17 protein-coding genes and 3 tRNA genes are annotated in these 20,313 nt (G+C 32.3%); 10 read left to right on the plus strand and 10 right to left on the minus strand.

The window, feature by feature from the left end:
* Positions 1-226 precede the first annotated feature (226 nt).
* From G4D72_RS09890 to G4D72_RS09900, 3 genes are all read left to right on the plus strand, one after another.
* Positions 227-646: a hypothetical protein gene (locus G4D72_RS09890; RefSeq protein WP_166077524.1), complete on the plus strand. Its 420-nt coding sequence runs from the start codon at positions 227-229 to the stop codon at positions 644-646.
* 74 nt (positions 647-720) lie between these two features.
* Complete coding sequence (locus G4D72_RS09895) at positions 721-1,161, plus strand: JAB domain-containing protein (RefSeq protein WP_166077525.1); 441 nt, start codon at positions 721-723, stop codon at positions 1,159-1,161.
* A gap of 126 nt (positions 1,162-1,287) precedes the next feature.
* Positions 1,288-1,863, plus strand: a complete 576-nt coding sequence (locus G4D72_RS09900) for a hypothetical protein (RefSeq protein WP_166077526.1) — start codon at positions 1,288-1,290, stop codon at positions 1,861-1,863.
* On the opposite strand, the gene G4D72_RS09905 is transcribed toward G4D72_RS09900, so the two are convergent.
* Positions 1,860-2,075 (minus strand): helix-turn-helix domain-containing protein, encoded by a 216-nt coding sequence (locus G4D72_RS09905; protein ID WP_317165242.1) that lies wholly within the window; start codon positions 2,073-2,075, stop codon positions 1,860-1,862. The two genes, G4D72_RS09900 and G4D72_RS09905, sit on opposite strands and share 4 nt — an antisense overlap.
* Before the next feature lie 219 nt (positions 2,076-2,294).
* Between G4D72_RS09905 and G4D72_RS09910 the strand changes: the two genes are divergently transcribed.
* Both G4D72_RS09910 and G4D72_RS09915 read left to right on the plus strand, forming a co-directional pair.
* Positions 2,295-2,477: a hypothetical protein gene (locus G4D72_RS09910; RefSeq protein ID WP_166077528.1), complete on the plus strand. Its 183-nt coding sequence runs from the start codon at positions 2,295-2,297 to the stop codon at positions 2,475-2,477.
* Between the two features lie 17 nt (positions 2,478-2,494).
* Positions 2,495-3,199, plus strand: coding sequence for a tetratricopeptide repeat protein (locus G4D72_RS09915; RefSeq protein WP_166077530.1), 705 nt, complete (start codon positions 2,495-2,497; stop codon positions 3,197-3,199).
* Positions 3,200-3,360: 161 nt separating this feature from the next.
* Here G4D72_RS09915 and G4D72_RS09920 read toward each other — a convergent pair.
* Positions 3,361-3,440, minus strand: a tRNA-Leu gene (locus G4D72_RS09920).
* Positions 3,441-3,586: 146 nt separating this feature from the next.
* On the opposite strand from G4D72_RS09920, the gene G4D72_RS09925 reads away from it, so the two are divergent.
* A complete protein-coding gene (locus G4D72_RS09925; RefSeq protein WP_166077531.1) occupies positions 3,587-4,528 on the plus strand; it encodes a ribose-phosphate pyrophosphokinase in 942 nt (313 codons plus the stop codon).
* 75 nt (positions 4,529-4,603) lie between these two features.
* Positions 4,604-5,209 carry a 50S ribosomal protein L25/general stress protein Ctc gene (locus tag G4D72_RS09930; RefSeq protein WP_166077532.1) on the plus strand — a complete coding sequence of 202 codons (606 nt, stop codon included), beginning with the start codon at positions 4,604-4,606 and terminating at the stop codon, positions 5,207-5,209.
* Between the two features lie 234 nt (positions 5,210-5,443).
* On the opposite strand, the gene G4D72_RS09935 is transcribed toward G4D72_RS09930, so the two are convergent.
* The 5 genes from G4D72_RS09935 to G4D72_RS09955 form a co-directional block, all read right to left on the minus strand.
* Positions 5,444-5,791, minus strand: coding sequence for a hypothetical protein (locus G4D72_RS09935; RefSeq protein ID WP_166077533.1), 348 nt, complete (start codon positions 5,789-5,791; stop codon positions 5,444-5,446).
* A gap of 491 nt (positions 5,792-6,282) precedes the next feature.
* Positions 6,283-6,356: transfer RNA gene (locus tag G4D72_RS09940), tRNA-Asn, on the minus strand.
* A gap of 40 nt (positions 6,357-6,396) precedes the next feature.
* Positions 6,397-6,470: transfer RNA gene (locus G4D72_RS09945), tRNA-Asn, on the minus strand.
* A 77-nt stretch (positions 6,471-6,547) separates the two neighbouring features.
* Positions 6,548-8,140, minus strand: a complete 1,593-nt coding sequence (locus G4D72_RS09950) for a site-2 protease family protein (protein ID WP_166077534.1) — start codon at positions 8,138-8,140, stop codon at positions 6,548-6,550.
* 74 nt (positions 8,141-8,214) lie between these two features.
* Complete coding sequence (locus tag G4D72_RS09955; protein WP_166077535.1) at positions 8,215-10,143, minus strand: M1 family aminopeptidase; 1,929 nt, start codon at positions 10,141-10,143, stop codon at positions 8,215-8,217.
* Between the two features lie 149 nt (positions 10,144-10,292).
* On the opposite strand from G4D72_RS09955, the gene serS reads away from it, so the two are divergent.
* The 3 genes from serS (at position 10,293) to G4D72_RS09970 (ending at position 14,820) form a co-directional block, all read left to right on the plus strand.
* Positions 10,293-11,564 (plus strand): serine--tRNA ligase, encoded by a 1,272-nt coding sequence (serS, locus tag G4D72_RS09960; RefSeq protein WP_166077536.1) that lies wholly within the window; start codon positions 10,293-10,295, stop codon positions 11,562-11,564.
* Positions 11,565-11,867: 303 nt separating this feature from the next.
* Entirely contained in the window at positions 11,868-13,652 is a 1,785-nt protein-coding gene (locus tag G4D72_RS09965) for a tetratricopeptide repeat protein (protein WP_166077537.1), read from the plus strand.
* 22 nt (positions 13,653-13,674) lie between these two features.
* Complete coding sequence (locus tag G4D72_RS09970; RefSeq protein ID WP_166077538.1) at positions 13,675-14,820, plus strand: cystathionine gamma-synthase; 1,146 nt, start codon at positions 13,675-13,677, stop codon at positions 14,818-14,820.
* Positions 14,821-14,963: 143 nt separating this feature from the next.
* On the opposite strand, the gene G4D72_RS09975 is transcribed toward G4D72_RS09970, so the two are convergent.
* The 3 genes from G4D72_RS09975 to G4D72_RS09985 form a co-directional block, all read right to left on the minus strand.
* Positions 14,964-16,898, minus strand: a complete 1,935-nt coding sequence (locus tag G4D72_RS09975) for an OmpA family protein (RefSeq protein ID WP_166077539.1) — start codon at positions 16,896-16,898, stop codon at positions 14,964-14,966.
* A gap of 10 nt (positions 16,899-16,908) precedes the next feature.
* Positions 16,909-17,835 carry a PorP/SprF family type IX secretion system membrane protein gene (locus G4D72_RS09980; RefSeq protein WP_166077540.1) on the minus strand — a complete coding sequence of 309 codons (927 nt, stop codon included), beginning with the start codon at positions 17,833-17,835 and terminating at the stop codon, positions 16,909-16,911.
* Positions 17,836-17,887: 52 nt separating this feature from the next.
* The coding region (locus G4D72_RS09985) for a T9SS type B sorting domain-containing protein (protein WP_166077541.1) at positions 17,888-20,313 on the minus strand (2,426 nt) is incomplete at its 5' end.

Consider the following 20,313-nt stretch of genomic DNA (forward strand, 5'->3'; position numbering starts at 1 on the left):
TTTTAGTTATTATTTTTTTTCAAAAAAAATTTAAAGAGGTGAATTTACAAAGCACCTCCTCAAATATAGATACCCCCTTTATAATCAATTCAATACCCCCACCCATTTATAGGAAAACTAAAATTATACCAGCAGAAAATAATATCATATTGATTTATAGATATTCTACTGCTGGTACTTTTTAATGGTTCTAAAAATATGTATTCAACTCAAAAATTATTAAAAAATGGTAAGAATTGTTAACTATCAAAAGAGAACAACAGAGGAAGGAAAAGATTTCTTTGTGTTAGAGATTCAATCAGGAATTTCAATGGTAAAATCAAAAGAAACAGGTAAGTTTTATGCAACAGCAAATAAGGCTTCAATTTCATCTACTTTTGATGAATTAACCTGTCAGGCATTAATTGGCACAGAGTTGCCAGGCAAAGTAGAAAAGGTTGATTGTGAGCCCTATAATTATACAATTAAAGATACAGGTGAAGTCATTACTCTAGCCCATAGATTTGAGTATGTTGATGAAGCTGAAAATCAAGAAAAGGCTATTACACAAAAAGTAGAAAGAAGTAGCACTACAGTTGATGAATTTGTTAGTAGTATGAATGAAGAAAATTCATTCTCAACAAAAGAAGAGTTAGAACATGCTTAACAGCTTGTAGTATTAATTTGTGTCTGAGATTTATTTAAATATTTATCTCAGACACTTTTTTTATTTTTTTAGATATGGAAAACTTATTAGCAGAAATACAGGTTAGCTATAATACAAACAGTAGTATAAAACCAAAAATTGAATCAAGTCATAATGCCTACGAAATATTACTTGCTTCTTGGTTTGCTGGTACTATAGAATTACAGGAAGAATTTAAAGTTTTACTTTTGAATAGAGCAAACCAAGTTTTAGGAATATATAACCTTTCAAAAGGAGGTACTGCTGGGACTGTTGTTGATATTAAAATATTATTTGCTGTAGCTTTAAAATGTAATGCCACTTCAATAATTGTGGCTCATAATCACCCAAGTGGAAGATTGAAGCCAAGTCTTCAAGACATAGAAATTACGAAAAAAATTAAAAGTGCTTCTGAACTATTAGACATTAAACTATTAGACCATCTAATTATTTCAAAAAATGGTTATTATAGTTTCACTAATGAATCAACTTGCTAAATTTATGCATGTGTGAACTACACTAAAACAACGCTCTAAACAAGTAAATTAAAAATTGTAAAATAATGCAGATTAATATTAATAGCGTTTTCTTAATTTTATCTTTTATGACAACTTAGATTAAATATGATACAGAAAAATCTGAATGAATATCCTCTTGAATATCAATCACTAGTATTAAAAGAAATTTTGTTTTTAGAATTTCCTTTTGAACTTCAGGATATGATTGATTATGAAAGCAATATTGATTTCAAGATTTTGTCTAAAAATCATCAGATACATTGGTCAATAGAAATATTAGAACACTTTAGAGATAAATGGGATTGGACAGCAATTCAGACCAATCCCTTTGTCTATTCCTATTGTAATATAGGTTATTTTTTTAAAGAACTTGTAAATGCAAAACCAATAAAATGTAGATGTGAGTTAAAACTAGAGTATTGTAATAAAGACCAATTGTGTTCTCCTAATTATAATTATATCTTATTAAGACCAACAAACATAAACCCTATACATGAAAAATTTACTAATTGGGTTAAGTTTTTAATTGAAGAGAAATTTTTCAATAAGACTTCAATTGGCATTTTCTTTTTGTATGACGCAGTCATTGATGATTTAAACAATTATGATGAGCTTCAATTACCAGCAGAAAAAAATGATTGTATTAACAATGACTTAGATGAAGAAGAAGTGCCTTTTTAAAAGCGAAATAATTCTATAGGTTCTATCCCAAGATTTTTAGAAACTACTTCAATAGTTGCTAAAGTTGCATTAGCTCTACCAGCCTCTAATCTTGACATATTACTAGGTTCAATACCGCATAGGTCAGCAAGTTCCTGCTGTGAAATATTCTTCTCAACACGAATTTCTTTTATTTTTTTACCTACCCTTTTTTGCAACAAATTTTCCAACACTTATTATCTTATAAGATATATTCAAAATTTGTTCTATTTTTGTTAAATCCACATATCGTAAAAGATAAGAATTGATTTAAAAATAACTGTATGAATAAAATTCAGATATTATTCGCAAGTGTATTTACAATGATTATAAGCCTGATTGTTTCTTGCTTTGTTTATACAGAAGAGATTAGGGAAATTATATCTAATAAGTACTACTTAATTATATCATTTTTGGCATTAATCATTATCATAAATATTTATTACTCTGAATTTAGTGATAGAGATTTAGAACAAAAAAAAGATTTAAAATACTTTGGAAGTATTTCAATTGCACTTTTTACTATAGCAGGAATTGTGTTTACTATGCACATACTCTTATTTGTAGTTGAATGGATTGAACACTTACTAGAATAAATGAAAAAACAATAAATATGAAAAAAATAGTTTTAAAAATTACTTTGTTATTATTTACAATAACAATTCAAAGTCAAGAAGTTGAGAAACTCTCTAAAGTAGAGTTTTACCTAAAAGGAGTTGAAAATATGGCAAAGAATGATTATTCAAAGGCAATTACATATTTTACAAATGCTCTTAACTGCAATTATACTAAACCAACAGAAAATAAATTGGATGAATATGAAATCTATAATTATAGAGGTCAAGCCCATTTTTACATGAAAGATTTTCAAAATGCAATGAAAGATTACAATTCTGCTATACAAAATTCAAATCCTGAAGAAATAAAAGTTGAAGTTTACAATAATAGAGGGTTCCTAAAAATGCAATTATCAGATTTTAGAGGTGCAATTTTAGATTATGATTTTGTTATTGAAAGATATCATACTGTAAGCAAAAAATATGGAATACAAATTGCTTCAACAGTATATAAAGAACTTGTAAGAACAGCATATTCAGATAAATCATTTTGTAACTATAAACTGAAAAATATAGATGAAGCATTATATAATTCTGAACAAGCATTAATTATAGACATAAATGATGGACAAGCTTATTGTATAAGAGGTGCATGTAAATATAGTCAAGGTAAAAAAGAAGAAGCTTGTTTAGATTTTAGTAAATCAGGTGAATTAGGTTATCAATATGCATATAACTACATCAAAAAATATTGCAATTAATATCTAAATTTAAGAAGTTTCAACTTTATTTGAATGTTATTAAATTTTGCTCTTTGAAAGATTTTTGAATAAATTGGCTCAAACAATACAATAACCATACAAATACAAAAATAAAAAAACCCTAACACTTTGATTTTTAATACAAAAGTTAGGGTTTAAAGTACACCGAGTGGGAATCGAACCCACACTCCGAAGAACACGAGTTTGAGTCGTGCGCGTCTACCAATTCCGCCATCAGTGCAACTAATTGGAGTGCAAATATAAGTAAAGTTTCTAATTTCAACCGAAAAATACTTAAAAATTTACTTTCAGAGTTCAATTTTATTTCTACCTTTGCACCCGATTACGCATGCACGCAACTAACTAACTACAAAACAACAAATTAAAATGTCATACAACGAGCCTGAAGCAAAAATATTTGCCTGTTCGCAAAGTGTGTATCTAGCGGAAGAAATTGCCAGTAAATATGGTGTGCCGCTAGGTAAAGTAACCTTCTCAAAATACAGTGATGGCGAATTTCAACCATCATTTGAAGAATCTATCAGAGGTCTTCGTGTATTTTTAGTATGTTCCACTTTTCCGAGTGCAGACAACTTAATGGAATTGTTATTAATGATTGATGCGGCTAAAAGAGCATCAGCCAGACACATCACAGCGGTCATCCCTTATTTTGGATGGGCAAGACAAGACAGAAAAGACAAACCAAGAGTTCCGATTGGAGCTAAATTGGTAGCTAAATTATTAGAAACAGCAGGAGCCACCCGAATTATGACCATGGATTTACATGCCGATCAAATTCAGGGATTCTTTGAAAAACCAGTAGATCACTTGTTTGCTTCAACCATCTTTTTACCTTACGTAAGAAGTTTAGGTTTAGAAAACTTAACGATTGCTTCACCAGACATGGGTGGTTCAAAAAGAGCGTATGCTTATTCTAAATTTTTAGAATCGGATGTAGTAATTTGCTACAAACAAAGAAAAATGGCCAATGTAATCGATACAATGGAATTGATTGGAGAGGTAAAAGGACGTCATGTAATTTTAGTAGATGACATGATTGATACCGGAGGTACATTAGCAAAAGCCGCTGATGTAATGATTGAAAAAGGCGCTTTGAGTGTTAGAGCAATTTGTACACACCCTATTTTATCTGGTGAAGCGTACGAAAAAATTGAAAACTCCAAATTAGAAGAGTTAATTGTAACAGATTCTATTCCGTTAAAGAAAGAATCTAAGAAAATAAAAGTGGTGAGTTGTGCGCCATTATTTGCAGAAGTAATGCACATGGTTCAAAACAACACTTCCATTAGTGGGAAGTTTTTAATGTAAAGTTAGTCGGTTTGAAGATGTTCATTCCTTTAAACTACTAACCAATTTATTTTTATTAATTTTAATTTATTTCAAATGAAATCAATTACGATCAAAGGATCACAAAGAGAAAGCGTGGGCAAAGTAGCTACTAAAGCCTTACGTAATGCTGGAATGGTTCCTTGCGTTATTTACGGAGGGGAAAATCCAGTACATTTTAGTGCTGAAGAAAGAGCATTTAAAGGTTTAGTTTACACTCCAGAAGCGCACACTGTAGTAATTGAATTAGAAGGTGGAAAGAAATTTGATGGTATCTTACAAGATATTCAATTTCACCCAGTTTCTGACAAAATTTTACACGTAGATTTCTATAATCTAGATGCTGCAAAAGAAATTACAATGGAAGTACCTGTTAAAGTTACTGGAACATCTCCAGGAGTTTTATTAGGAGGGGTTTTACGTTTAAACCAACGTAAATTAAAAGTGAGAGCTTTACCTGCAAACTTACCAGATTTCGTTGAAGCAAACATTTCTGAATTAGCAATGGGTAACAAATTATATGTTACTAAATTAGGTACTCCTGATTACAAAATTTTACACCCAGACAACACAGTTGTTTGTCAAGTGAGAATTTCTCGTGCGGCTATGAAAGCTGCTCAAGAGGCTGCAAAAGCAGAAAAAGGAGCAAAAAAGAAAAAATAATTCAATTTTTCTCAATACAGAAAATCCCGAGCATTACTCGGGATTTTTTTTGATATATATTTGAAAAAACAACACAAACAAGCTTTCAGTTTCCTATTTATTTAATCACACTACAATTTAAATTATAGAGTTAGTATCAAGTGGAAATGTACTTAACTTTAACCATTCTCACATCTGCACAAAATAAATACAGCTTTGTTTTAAAGTCCTAAAATTAATTAACAGGTAAAAATATTATTTGTCAATTAAACTTAGCTTAAACACAATTTTTTTATCTTCTATTTCTTTGATAACAAGTGTAGGTTTCACACCAGTTGCTTTAATATCATTTCCTCTCATCGCAAATGCCTCTTGTTTTGAATCTGCCATAAAAATTTCTGTATTAACCGGTAAAGAGTAGGTTTTAAGTTCGTCTGGATTTAAATTGCTTACTCTTGTTTGAATTTTCCCATCTGGAGTATATATAATGAGAGAGAGATGATATATGTCTTTATAATCATTAGAAAAGCTAACGCTTATATTTTCCTGACCATAGCTAAATGATACGATTACAAACGTTAGAAATGTTAGCATTTTTTTCATAACCGATACTTTTATTTATTATTCAATTAAAAAATTAGTTAAAAAAAACCAACAAAAAACATAACTTACTCTAAAATAATCACTTAAAGTAAAATAGAATTCTTTGTTCCTCAAAAAATGATTTCTATGATTGTCCAAAACACTTAAATCTTTCATATCAGATTTAGACAACAATTCGAGAAAATCGGAACAGGCTTTGGGCTCGAATAATTCTAACGATAGAAAAAACTACTTTAAACGAAAAAGAGTCCAACATTGCTGTTGCACTTTTTTGCTCCCTCTTTCCGAGAAAATCGGAACAGGCTTTGGGCTCGAATAATTCTAACGGTAGAAAAAACTACTTTAAACGAAAAAAAGTCCAACATTGCTGTTGCACTTTTTTACTCCCTCTTTCCGAGAAAATCGGAACAGGCTTTGGGCTCGAATAATTCTAACGGTAGAAAAAACTACTTTAAACGAAAAAAAGTCCAACATTGCTGTTGAACTTTTTGCTCCCTCTCTTGGGCTCGAACCAAGGACCCTCTGATTAACAGTCAGATGCTCTAACCAACTGAGCTAAGAAGGAATAACCGTATAGGTTACCTATGTTTTTGCTAAAAGATTTGCTCCCTCTCTTGGGCTCGAACCAAGGACCCTCTGATTAACAGTCAGATGCTCTAACCAACTGAGCTAAGAAGGAAGTTGCTTGTTTCTTTTAGCGAGTGCAAATATAATTGAATTTTTATTTTAGCAAAAATATTTTAGCACTTTTTTATTTTAATTTATCAATTTATCTAAAATCAATTGGTAAATGTCTTTTCCAAAGGTTAAAGCCATCAATGAAAGCAGGAAAATCATACCACCAGTTTGTACATAACCTGCTGCTTTATCAGATAATTTCTTACCTGTGATCATCTCTACAATCGTAAATAAAGCATGACCTCCATCTAAACCTGGAATAGGCAATAAGTTCATAAATGCTAAACCAATTGAAAACAAGGCTGTAAAATTCCAAATAAATTCCCAATCCCAAGCATCTGGTAGTTGGCGGGCAATACCAATTGGACTTTTAACTTGTGTATAAGCACCTGTTTTTGGTCTAAGTATCAATTTAAAAGAATTGATGTTGTATTTAAACATATCCCAAGTTAAAGCACAAGCTTCTGGAATAGCTTTTCCTAGAGACATTTTATTTCTAACTACAAATGCACTTTCTGTATTGTCTTTTAATCCAACTCCAATTCTACCTTTTTTGTTTACTTTAGAGTTGATTACGCTAATTTTAGAATCTCTATCGATTTTAATTTTTACTAAACCATTAGGTTTTACAAGTGATAGTTCTTTTTTGAAATCTTTATAATCATTTATTTTCTTGTTATTAATTTCAAGAATTTTATCATTAAAGTCTAATCCAGATTTTTTTGCTTCAGAATCTTCTGTCATCTCACCAACAACGGCATTATTCAAGTTAAAATTCTCAGAAAACAATATGCTTTTTAATGACAAACCTTTGGTTCCGGTAGAATCAATTTTAGTTTTAACTACAAACTCTTTATTATCTCTTTTAACTAAAAAACTTACTGAATCTGCATTTTTATTTCTAAGCACTTCGAATAACTCATCTACATAAGTGAATTTTTTGTCGTTTGCACCAATAATCTCATCAAAACGAAGTATCCCATTACTGTTTTTTCCAATTGAATCTACGAAAAAGTTAGTAACTGGATACCTAGCTCCAACAAAACCTTTTCCTTCTTTTTTGATGATTTCACCTTTTTCTTCATCCGTTAATTGGATTTCCATTTTCTTCCCAGCTCTTTCTATTTCGACTTTATCGCCAAATAAAACAGACATAGAAACAAACTTAAAATCTTTATATTCTTTACCGTCAATTGAAATAATTTTATCTCCATTTTTAAAACCAACTTTGTGTCCAACTTCACCAAATGCTAATCCATTTTGTTGAATTTTATCAGTAGAAATTGTTTTTTGACCCGTAGTAGAAAATGTTAACGAATAAATAAAAATAGCTAATAAAATATTTACAATAATACCACCCAACATCACAATTAAACGTTGCCAAGCTGGTTTTGAACGAAACTCCCATGGTTGTGGTTCTTGTTTCATTTGATCAGCATCCATACTTTCATCAATCATACCAGAAATTTTAACATAACCACCTAAAGGCAACCAACCAATTCCCCATTCTGTTTCTCCAATTTTCTTTTTAATTAAAGAAAAACCAACATCCATAAACAAGTAAAATTTTTCTACTCGCATTTTGAACATTTTAGCTGTTAGGTAGTGACCAAACTCATGAAGAATTACTAAAACTGATAATATAAAAAGTATTTGTGCAACTTGAATCATTGTATTTCCGATTTGTATTTAAAAAGCAAAAGTAAGGTTTTCACCTTACTTTTTACTATTATTTTTTGGTTAGCTTATTTTTTTGTGAAATTTTTATGAAACACACCTTCTGATGTTTCTATTTTTAAAAAATGAATCCCGCTTGCTAATTGTGATGTAGCAATCACATTAGTATTTTGAGTAGCGATTAACTGACCTAAATTGTTATAAATTTCAACTTTATACAACGTAAAATCATCTGGAAGTTGAATCGTTAATTCGTTTTCAGCAGGAACAGGATAAACTGACACTGCTTTATTACTATCGAAAGAAGCATTACCTAAAGTAGCTGTGTTGTTTCTAGAAACAATATGTTTATTAGGATCAAAAAGCACACCCGTAACTACAAAAGGAACAGATACGATAAACTCTTCACCGTCAAAAGTATGATTAACAACTACATCGTGTGTCTGTCCGCTACTTCCTAACAATCTAATTTGTACAGGCATTTCAAAAAAAGATACACTTGGATGAGATTGGGTTTGGTTTAAAATAATTCTTGCTTGTCCGGCTCCCCAATTTTGTGCTTCAACGGCATAAGTTGGATACCCTTGATTGAACAACCAATCGTTAAAAAATTCTGTTAAACTATTCCCATAAGCAGCTTCCACATGCGATTTAAAATTTGCTGTAACCGCATAACCATAAGCTAGTGCAGGATCAGCCAAATAACTTTTTAAGGCTTGAAAAAATGCAACATCTCCCATTTTCCAACGTAACATATGTGAAATCATTGAACCCTTATTGTATGATAATCTTGAGCTAAAAATTCTATTTACATTTAAGGCTTCAGCATCTGTTAAATATGTTGCTCCTGAAGTTGAAGAGGTAATGCTATTAATTTTACCATCTTTCCAAGCAATAAAACTACTTACTCCGTCTAAATTTTCTCTAACTAAACCAGACATATATTCTGTTAAACCTTCATTTAACCAAATATCTTTCCAAGTTCCACAAGTTATTTTATCACCAAACCACTGGTGCGCTAATTCGTGAGCAATTAAATCTCTTCCAAAACTTCCCATTGACGATACGGTTGTGTGTTCCATCCCACCTCCAAAACCAAACTGAACATGTCCGTATTTTTCATTTCTAAACGGATAAGGCTCTAATAAAGTTTCAAATAAATTCATAATTGTAGGCGTTACACCTAATGCTGTCTGAACTGTTGGAGTATTACTTTCTGGATATAAATAATTCACAACAGGAAAAAAGGGACTTTGCAAAGTACCTAATCCTGCTTGCTGTTCGTAAATCTGATAATTTGTAACATTTAAAACAATCAAATATGCTGGAATTGGGTATAAATGTCTAAAATGTGTAGTTGCATTCGCACCACTTACTACTCTACTCATTTGCAATCCGTTAGATACACTGTTATAGGTTGAGGGTGCGGTAATGTATATGTCAAAACTATTAATTTTATCGTTTAAATCTTGTTTACATGGCCACCAATCTCTAGCTCCAAAGGGTTCTGAAAGTGTGTAGATAACAGGAGTTCCAGAATGAGTACCTCTTGTAAAAGCACCTTCAGCCTGCGGTGGTGCACCAGCATAATTAATAGTTACAGTTGCACTTGTTCCTGAAGTTACTGTAGATGGAAAATTAATATTTAACTCGTAATTACTTTGCGAAAAAGTTAAATTTACACTATTCATTGTAACAGAACTAACTACTAATTGTGTCGCCATATCAAAAGTGATCGTGTTCATATTCGATAAAGCAGTAAAAGTAGTTTTAACAGAACCACTTATATAGGGAGTCGTTGTATTTGGGTTGACAGTAAAACGTAATTCGTGATAGGTTATGTCGTAATTTTGTGTGTTTGGGTTAACTTCAACATTAAGACTTGAAGAAGATGCTTTCATTTCGGATTCTACCATTCTATTAAATTCAGAATCATCAGATTGAGAAAAACAGAAAGAGGTTAATAGCAATAGTAGGATTTGGGTAGTTTTTTTCATTATTTTTAAATTAAAACACGAAAATAAGTAAAAATATTTAATTTTCAACAAATTTGATAGACAATACGTTGTAAATTAACAATTGTGCCTTTTGCATTCTTAAAAGTTTACAACAATTCCTTACATTTGCTTTCCAAAAATAAACAATCATGTTACAAGTACATTTTATTAGAGAAAACAAAGAGGAAGTTATCACGCGATTAGCGAAAAAAAACTTCGATGCTACAGCCATTGTAGAACTAGTTGTGGAATTAGACGAAAAACGTAGAAGTACACAAGCAGAATTAGACAATTTGTTAGCCGAATCTAATAAACTATCCAAAGATATTGGTGAAATGATGAAAAATGGCGAAAAAGCCAAAGCTGAAATCTTAAAGGAAAAAACTACTCAAATTAGAGAAAACTCTAAATCTTTGAGTGAAAATTTACATGAAATTGCGAACCAATTACAAGAAGAATTATACAAATTACCGAATTTACCTGCTGAAATTGTTCCATTCGGAAAAACACCAGAAGAGAATTTGAATATTTTTGAAGAAGGTGAAATTCCTAAATTACACGAAGGTGCTTTACCTCACTGGGAATTAGCTAAAAAATACGACATCATTGATTTTGAATTAGGAGTAAAAATCACTGGCGCTGGTTTCCCAGTTTACAAAGGAAAAGGGGCAAAATTACAACGTGCTTTAATTTCATATTTTTTAGATAAAAATACAGATGCCGGTTACAAAGAATTCCAAGTACCACATTTAGTTAATGAAGCTTCGGCATACGGAACAGGACAATTGCCAGATAAAGACGGACAAATGTACCATGACGCTACAGATAATTTATATTTAATTCCGACTGCAGAAGTGCCGGTAACCAATATTTTTAGAGACGATTTAATTGCAGAAAACGACTTGCCAATTTTATGTACAGGTTACACACCATGTTTCCGAAGAGAAGCTGGTTCATATGGTGCTCACGTACGTGGATTAAATCGTTTACACCAATTTGATAAAGTAGAAATCGTTCGTGTTGAAAAACCAGAAAACTCTTATGCTGCACTAGACGAGATGGTAGAACATGTAAAAGAACTTTTAAAAGAATTAAAATTACCTTACAGAATTTTACGATTATGTGGTGGCGATATGAGTTTCGCTTCAGCTTTGACCTATGATTTCGAAGTGTTTTCAACCGCGCAAGACCGTTGGTTAGAAATTTCATCTGTGTCTAATTTCGAAACGTTCCAAGCGAACCGATTAAAACTAAGATATAAAGATGCAAATGGTAAAAACCAATTAGCACACACCTTAAATGGAAGTTCGTTGGCATTACCGAGAGTATTAGCTGGAATTTTAGAAAACTATCAAACTCCAGAAGGAATCGTAATTCCAGAAGTTTTAAGAAGATATACAGGATTTGATATTATTGACTAGTTTTTTCATTCCGAATTTGTTTCGGAATCCAATTATTCTTAATGAGAATCTGAAACAAGTTTAGATTAACAAAAAAAGCAACTTTTAGGAGTTGCTTTTTTAGTTTAAGATATTATTTCAACTCAAAAAAATCATTCAAAAAGTTTGTCGATGCTAAAAGGTCACACACAATATGATTCAAATCAGTATTTAAAATGAAACACAAGAACTGCTTTCAACATGACAAGATTTCGGATAAATCTTAAATATTTACTAACCTTGCAAAGAGTTGACTAATTTTTGTTAATTTAGTGGCTTATTATTATGAAAAAATTATTCACATATCTGTTTTTCATTTTCTCGCTAATTGCCGTTGCTCAAAACGAACAATTGGCGCAAAATTACTTTGACAAAGGCGAATTTGATAAAGCGGCCTCTCTATTTGAGGAAATGGAAAAAAAACAACCTAATAATTTTTATTTTACTCAAAAATTAGCCAGTTGTTATCAGGGATTAAATCAATTTGAAAAAGCTGAAAAATTTTTGTTGAGCAAGAAAGAGAAGTTTAATCAGCCCAATTATTTTGTAGAATTAGGTTACAACGCTCAACTACAGAAAGAACAAAACAAAGCCGATTCTTATTATAAAAAAGCTATCGATGCTGTAGCGAATCAGCCAAATTACGCGTATCAAATTGGACAAGCTTTTGAACAAAAATCGTTATTACAACAAGCTTATGCTACTTATGAAATGGGTCAGAAAAACAATTCTGGAATGAATTTCGATTATCAAATGGCTTTACTTCAAGGTCAGATGGGAAATTTAGAAGTAATGGTGGTTAAGCTATTAGATTATTCGTATTCTAACAACAATGCTACTTTAAATGTACAGAATCAATTCACACAATACCTACAAGATGATGCTGAAAATGTGTTTGGAAATGCCTTAAAAAAAGAACTTTTACTTCGAACACAAAAAACACAAGATATTTATTGGAATCAGTTTTTGAGTTGGTTGTATGTGAATCAGAAAGAATACAATAAAGCCTTTATTCAGGAAAAATCGATTTACAAAAGGAATCCAGAATCGTTTGATGATATTATTCAATTGGCGCAAATTTGTGTCAATGAAAAAGACAATGAAACCGCGCAAGCTATTTTTGAATTCATACTACAGAATACCACAGATGAAGCTACTATTTTAAATGCCAACTATTTTCTTTTGAAAAACGAAATTGCAAATTCAAAACCAGAAAATTATCCTGCAATACAAGCCAAATTTGACAACCTGTTAAATCAGTATGGTAAATCGCCTTATGCTTTAGATTTAAGATTACTAGCGGCTCATTTCAGAGCGTTTTATCAAAACGACTATGAAAATTCAAAAGCCCTTTTAGATCAAACTATGGAAATGCCCTTGAACATTAGAAACAAAGCAAAAGTAAAAATGGAATTGGCGGATGTTTTAGTGTTTAATGAAAAATTTAATCAAGCGATTATTTATTATGCTCAAATTCAGAATGATTTGCCTAACGACGAGTTTTCACACGAAGCCAGTATGCGAATGGCAAAAACCAGCTTCTTTAAAAAAGATTTCAATTGGAGCATGAAACAAGCAAAGGAACTGAAACAAGCGTCTACACAACTCATTGCGAATGATGCCGTAGAATTGTTTTTGTTAATAAGCGATAATTCGGCTGAAGATTCCCTTCAAGTAGCGTTACAAGATTTTTCAAAAGCCGATTTATTAGAATATCAAAACAAACCAAAGGAAGCATTAGAGGCATTTTTACAAATTTTAGAAAAACACAAAGGACAAAGTATAGAAGCAGGAACTTTATACAAAGTGGCTAGAAATTATGAGAAATTAGGTAATTTTGCAAAAGCAATAAGTTTTTATCAGAACATTTTAGATAATCATAAAGATGGAATTTATACAGATGAAGCCTTATTTTATTCGGCAGAAATCTATAAAAAACAGCTAAACGATTTGGAAAAATCGAAAAGTTGCTATGAAAAAATAGTTTTAGAGCATCCTGATAGTATTTATTTTACAGAAGCCAGAAAACAATATCGTCAATTGCGAGGCGACAAACAACAAGGAATATAATAGATTAACATATAATAATAAGATGAAATTCAATACCAAAGTCATTCACGGCAATCAGCATCACGATCCAAGTACAGGAGCGGTAATGCCACCAGTATATCAAACTTCTACATTTGTACAAACGAGTCCAGGTGTGCCTTTAGCAGAATACGAATACAGTAGAGCTGCCAATCCAACTCGTACCGCTTTAGAACAAGCTTTAGCCAGTATTGAAAATGGTGTTCGCGGATTAGCATTTGCTTCTGGTTTAGCAGCAACAGATTCTGTAATGAAACTATTAAAACCTGGCGATGAAGTGATTGCTATGGACGATTTATACGGTGGAACATACAGAATGTTTGCACGAATTTATCAAGAATATGGAATAAAGTTTCATTTTGTAGACATGACGAACTTAGAAAAATTGGAGTCATTGATTAATACAAATACGAAATTAGTTTGGGTAGAAACGCCTACGAATCCGTTAATGAAATTAGCGGATATAGCTGAAGTTGCAAAAATAACCAAAAAGCACAACTTACTTTTTGCTGTAGACAATACATTTGCTACGCCTTATTTGCAAAAACCTTTAGATTTAGGTGCGGATATAGTAATGCATTCAGCAACTAAATATTTAGGTGGTCATAGTGATGTAATTGCGGGTGCCTTAATTGTAAAAGATGAAGCGTTAGGAGAGAAATTACACTTTGCGCAATTTGCAACAGGTGGAACTTTAGGACCAATGGATAGTTATTTGGTTTTAAGGGGAATCAAAACCTTACATTTACGCGTACAAAGACATTGTGAAAATGGCGCTAAAGTGGCTGAATATTTGGTAAATCATCCTAAAGTAGAGAAAGTATATTATCCAGGTTTAGAAAGTCACCCTAATCATGAAATTGCCAAAAAACAAATGCTTGGTGGATTTGGAGGAATGGTTTCTTTTACATTCAAATCGGGTGCAAAAGCAGATGCAATTAAAATGTTAGAGAAAGTAAAAGTATTTACTTTAGCCGAATCTTTAGGTGGTGTAGAATCATTAGCCAATCACCCAGCGTTAATGACACACGCTTCCATACCAGAAGAAAAACGCAAAGAAATTGGAATTACAGACGATTTAGTACGTTTAAGTGTAGGAGTAGAAGACATTTCTGACTTACTTGCTGATTTAGAACAAGCTTTTCAATAATAGAATTACCATAGAATAAAAAAAACCAGCATAAAGCTGGTTTTTTTTACTTGTGTTGGCATAGAAATATATTTACCAAGTATAAACATATACAAATAAAAAACCCAGCTAAAATAAGCTGGGTTTTTTGTTTGCTATTTTAATTATAACGCTAAAATAATAAACTCACTTCTTCTGTTTTTTTGATGTTCTTCTTCTGTACAAGGCACATCATCTGAACATTTATTAGTTAATTGGCTTTCTCCATAACCTTTTCCAGTTAATCGATCTTTTGCAATACCTTGTTTTACCATCCAAGCGATTGTAGCTTGCGCTCTTCTTTCAGATAAGTTGGCATTATATTGCGTTGTTTGACGACTATCAGTATGGCTTCTTACATCAACCTTCATTGTTGGGTTTTGTTTCATTACTTCAACGATTTTTGCTAAATCTAAAGCTGCATCTTTTCTAATGAAAGATTTATCTAGATCGAAATAAATAATTTCAATATTAAATGCTTTAGCTAAATCGTCACCTACTTTAACTTTCTTAACTTTCGTTTTAGTTAGAATATTAGCTACAGTAGGTTTTCCAGTATTACCAGTAGTTATAACTCTTTCTGCAACTTCACCATCTACACCTTTAGCTCTGATCGTATAGGTAGTATTTGGTGCTAATTTTTCAAAATTATATCTTCCGTCTTTATCGGTTGTCACTTTAGCAACTTCCTCCATTTTATCATTAAAGATAGTTACATCAGTATTAGGAATAATTTCGTTGGTTTCTTCATCCATGATGATACCTGTTACTGCTTCGATATTTTCAATTAACAGTTTGATATTTTCTTTAAACTTATAAATATCATCTGAACCTTCTCCCCCAGTTCTGTTTGAAGTAAAGAATCCGATTTTTGTTTGTGTATCAATGATATAACCGAAATCGTCTGTATTACTATTAATAGGTGAACCGATATTAACAGGTTTACCGTTTGTTCCATCTGCATTAATTTTTGAAGCAAAAACATCTAAACCACCCAAACCTAAATGACCATCTGAAGCAAAATAAAGCACATCATCTTTAGCTATAAAAGGAAAAGTTTCACGTGCCTCAGTATTGATGTCGTCACCCAAATTAATTGGAGTACCGAAACTTCCATCAGATTTGATTTCTACTTTAAATAAGTCCGAAGCACCTTTAGTTCCTGGCATATTTGAAGAAAAATACAAATACTTTTCATCTGAACTTAAAGCAGGGTGCGCTACACTGTAAACATCACTGTTAAAGGGTAATTCCGTAACGTTAGACCAAATTCCGTTTTCATTAGTAGCTTTATAAATTTTTAATAAAATAGTACCCGCTTCATCTTTACCTTTTTTTCCTTTATTGTAATTATTTCTAGTAAAATACATAGTGTTACCATCACTTGTAAAAACCGGGGTGGATTCATTTACTTTAGTAGTAATAGATTTAGAAAATTTTTCTGGAGAAGACAAACTACCATCTTCTTTAACTTCAGAAGAATACAGTGTTGTAAAACCTTGGTTTGTCCAGCTATGAATTCTGCTACCACTTGTATCTCTAGCACTTGTAAAAACTAATTCATTTTTAAAGAATGCAGCGCCAAAATCCATTACTTTAGAATTAATTCCTGCGTTTTCAATATTATGTCTACCTGAATTTGCTTTTATTACATCCATGTAATCTTTAGACGACATAAACTTTGCAGCACGGGTATCTTGTGGTTTAGCAACGGAAAATTTTTGAAGAAATTCATCAGATTTTTTGATATCACCTACAGCTTTTAGAGTTTGAGCATAACGGTATAGATATTCAGGATCTACTGATTCGTTCATTGCAAAAAGTTCGTTATACCATTTATTTGCAGTTAATAAATCGGCATTAAAATAATATGAATCTCCTAATTTTTGAAATAAATCTACAGATTTGTAACCTTTATTGGCTACTTTCTCATAAATATCTTTTGCTTCAAAATAAGCATATTTATCATATTCTTTATTCCCTTTTTTTAATGATTTTTCTTGTGCTAACGCAGTGAAAGAAACAAAGGCAATTAACGTGCTATATAAAATTCTTTTCATAATATATTTTTTAGAAGAATCTAGGAGATACAATATTTTCAGTGTTATTGAACAATTCAAATCTCAAGAAAATTTCATGAGAACCAGAATTATAGTTGGCAAGTTTAGTAGTTTCCATATCGTAACCATAACCAATAAACCATGATTTACTTACTTGGAATCCGGCCATTAAACTAGCTGCAGCATCCCAACGATAAGCGGCACCTAAAACAAACTTTTCGTTGAATAAAAAGTTTGCAGAAGCATCAACTTGTAATGGAGTTCCTTGAACTAATTTAGTTAAAATTGCTGGTTTAAACTTAATCGTTTCATTGATATCAAAAACATGTCCTGCAATAAAATGATAATGCATTCTTTCTGAAGCTACCGTATTTGAGGGTGAAGTTGAACTTTTATTATAATGTTCCGTTTCTAAGAAATTAGGGACAGAAAAACCAACATAGGTTTTATTGGAATGGTAATAAATACCTGCTCCAACATTAGGTGAAAATTTATTATCTACGTTAAATTGCGCTAAGTTATCATAAGGATTGTATTTACTAACTTTAGTAAAATCGATATTTAATAAGTTAGCAGTTCCTTTAACCCCGAAAGATAATTTAAAGTTTTCAGATGTTTTGATAGAATACGATACGTCTGCACTGATGGTATTTTCATCAGAAGGTCCGATTCTGTCATTAATAACAGATAAACCTAATCCAAAATTAGAATTATTAACTGGTGTATTAATAGAGAAAGTATTTGTAGTTGGAGCTCCGTCTAAGCCAACCCATTGCGTTCTATGTAAACCAAATACACTTAAAACACCACGTGAACCAGCATAAGCTGGGTTAATATTGATAGTGTTGTACATGTACTGTGTAAACTGCGCGTCTTGTTGAGCATAACTTGAGATAGCAAAAAATCCAAGTAATATAATTAAAAAACGATTTTTCATAGTGTTCTATTTTTAAATTTCTAAAGGGGGATTGCTCCCCCATTAGAGTATTTTATCTATTAATGTATAAGTAACCTGCTTGTTCTTTGTTTTCACCTGTTGTACCATTAGTATATCTAACAATGTAGAAGTAAGTTCCTACAGGCAGTTCAGAATTTTGGTTAATGGTAACTCTACCTTCAGAAATACCTTTGAAAGCTCTTCCTTCAGAAGGGTTGTAACCTTTAACTTCGTATACTAATACACCCCATCTGTTGTATATTTCAACAGTATTATTTGGGAATCTTTCGATATTTTTAATTACAAATACATCATTATCATTATCACCATTAGGGGTTACCATTTGGAAAATCTCTAGATCATCAGTACCGTTATGAGTATTGAATTCTAAATAATCTGCCACACCATCACCGTCTGAATCAAAAGCATCTGAAGGATTACCATCACCATCTGAATCTCCAAACTCATCTGCAGTATCTAAACCGTCGTTATCATCATCTTCATCACGGTAATCGAAATCACCAGTTGTTAATGCATCACCATCCGTATCTTGAAGGTCAGAAATTACATCTCCTGTTGTTACAATATTTCCATTTGGATCTCCGTATCCAACAGTTGTGTCAATAGCATCATCTAAACCATCTAAATCCGAATCATTTCCTGATAAGATATTTCCAGATTCGTATAGGTCAAATATACCATCATTATCTGAATCATTATCTAACATATCGATAATACCATCATTATCTGTATCTACAGGTGTTAATCCATTACCATAATTATCTGCCAAACCATCATTATTTGCATCAGCATCTGGGCTGTCATATCCTTGAGAAGTTTGAGCTTCAATATTATCTGGAATACCATCTTCATCAGAATCTTGATCTAAATAATTTGGTAAACCATCACCGTCAGTATCTGTTAATCCACCTTCAACTGAAGCGATAATTCCATCATTATCATCATCCATATCTAAATAATCAGGTGTACCGTCTCCATCTGTATCTTGTGCATCAGAAGGATCACCGTCTCCATTTGGATCTGGATTTTCATCAGCAGTTGGGATACCATCACCATCATCGTCTAAATCTAAATAATCTGGCGTACCATCTCCATCTGTATCTTGTGCATCAGAAGGGTCACCGTCTCCATTTGGATCTGGATTTTCAAATTCAGTATTTACTGAATCTCCTTCATCATCAACGTCTAAATAATCTGGTGTACCATCGCCGTCAGTATCTTGAGCATCAGCTGGATTACCGTCTCCGTTTGGATCTGGGTTTTCAAATTCAGTATCCACTAAATCTTCATCATCATCTACATCTAAGTAGTCTGGTGTTCCATCGCCATCTGTATCTTGAGCGTCGATTGGGTTACCGTCTCCATTTGGATCTGGATTTTCAAATTCAGTGTCCACTAAATCTTCATCATCATCAATATCTAAATAATCCGGTGTACCATCTCCGTCAGTATCTTGAGCGTCAGCTGGATTACCATCTCCATTTGGATCTGGGTTTTCAAATTCAGTATCAACTAAATCCTCATCATCATCGATATCTAAATAATCTGGTGTACCATCTCCGTCAGTATCATCTGGAGCACCTCCATTACCTGAAGGATCTAATTCAAATTCTGTATTTACTGAATCGTTATCGTCATCTGTATCTCTATAATCAACGTCATCTGGTAAAGCAGCACCATCTGTGTTGTTAGTAGATAAAGAACCTGAATTTTCATCATCATTTACATCATAATCATTCACGTTTGAACCTTCAAAACCATCATCTAAACCGTCATTGTCAGTATCAGTACCAGTAGCTATTTGATTTGCTACTCCATCACCATTAGTATCCCATGCTTCAATACCATCGATAACACCATCATTATCTGAATCATTGTCTAAATAATCAGGAGCATCTGTAGTATCTGTGTTTGTTGGTACTGAAATGTATCCAGCGCCTTCGTAAACATCATCAATACCATTGTTATTCGCATCTACTCCACTTGGTGCAACATATCCTGCTGTACTTTGTGCTTCAACGTTATCTGGAATACCATCATTGTCCGCATCGATGTCTAAGTAGTTTGCACCACCTGTTGTATCTGTGTTTACTGGTGTATCTGCTGCATCAACATCTCCAAAGCCATTTGTAGCATCCACTGCATTTGAAATACCATCACCATCTGTATCAGCACCGTCTATTTCTCCATCGTTGTTTGCATCTAATGCTCCGTTGCCTGATTCGATAACATCTGATAATCCATCGTTATCTGAATCTAAGTCCAAATAGTTTGGATGTCCATCTCCATCAAAGTCTGCTGTTGGGTTAGCATTTACATCTCCAAAACCTACTGTGTTGTCTTGTGTGTCTACAATACCATCTCCATCTGTATCTGGGCCATCTGCTACACCATCACTGTTGGCATCTCCTGCTGGTGAACCTCCGTTTTCTGTGTAGTCATTAACTCCATCATTAT

The sequence above is a fragment of the Flavobacterium difficile genome (genome assembly GCF_011392115.1).
GTDB lineage: Bacteria > Bacteroidota > Bacteroidia > Flavobacteriales > Flavobacteriaceae > Flavobacterium > Flavobacterium difficile.

Bases quoted from the DNA above. Each gene is read 5' to 3' on its own strand.
- G4D72_RS09890 (WP_166077524.1), top strand. From the start codon at position 227: ATGGTAAGAATTGTTAACTATCAAAAGAGAACAACAGAGGAAGGAAAA.
- G4D72_RS09895 (WP_166077525.1), top strand. From the start codon at position 721: ATGGAAAACTTATTAGCAGAAATACAGGTTAGCTATAATACAAACAGT.
- G4D72_RS09900 (WP_166077526.1), top strand. From the start codon at position 1,288: ATGATACAGAAAAATCTGAATGAATATCCTCTTGAATATCAATCACTA.
- G4D72_RS09915 (WP_166077530.1), top strand. From the start codon at position 2,495: ATGAAAAAAATAGTTTTAAAAATTACTTTGTTATTATTTACAATAACA.
- G4D72_RS09925 (WP_166077531.1), top strand. From the start codon at position 3,587: ATGTCATACAACGAGCCTGAAGCAAAAATATTTGCCTGTTCGCAAAGT.
- G4D72_RS09930 (WP_166077532.1), top strand. From the start codon at position 4,604: ATGAAATCAATTACGATCAAAGGATCACAAAGAGAAAGCGTGGGCAAA.
- G4D72_RS09935 (WP_166077533.1), bottom strand. From the start codon at position 5,791: ATGAAAAAAATGCTAACATTTCTAACGTTTGTAATCGTATCATTTAGC.
- G4D72_RS09950 (WP_166077534.1), bottom strand. From the start codon at position 8,140: ATGATTCAAGTTGCACAAATACTTTTTATATTATCAGTTTTAGTAATT.
- G4D72_RS09955 (WP_166077535.1), bottom strand. From the start codon at position 10,143: ATGAAAAAAACTACCCAAATCCTACTATTGCTATTAACCTCTTTCTGT.
- serS (WP_166077536.1), top strand. From the start codon at position 10,293: ATGTTACAAGTACATTTTATTAGAGAAAACAAAGAGGAAGTTATCACG.
- G4D72_RS09965 (WP_166077537.1), top strand. From the start codon at position 11,868: ATGAAAAAATTATTCACATATCTGTTTTTCATTTTCTCGCTAATTGCC.
- G4D72_RS09970 (WP_166077538.1), top strand. From the start codon at position 13,675: ATGAAATTCAATACCAAAGTCATTCACGGCAATCAGCATCACGATCCA.
- G4D72_RS09975 (WP_166077539.1), bottom strand. From the start codon at position 16,898: ATGAAAAGAATTTTATATAGCACGTTAATTGCCTTTGTTTCTTTCACT.
- G4D72_RS09980 (WP_166077540.1), bottom strand. From the start codon at position 17,835: ATGAAAAATCGTTTTTTAATTATATTACTTGGATTTTTTGCTATCTCA.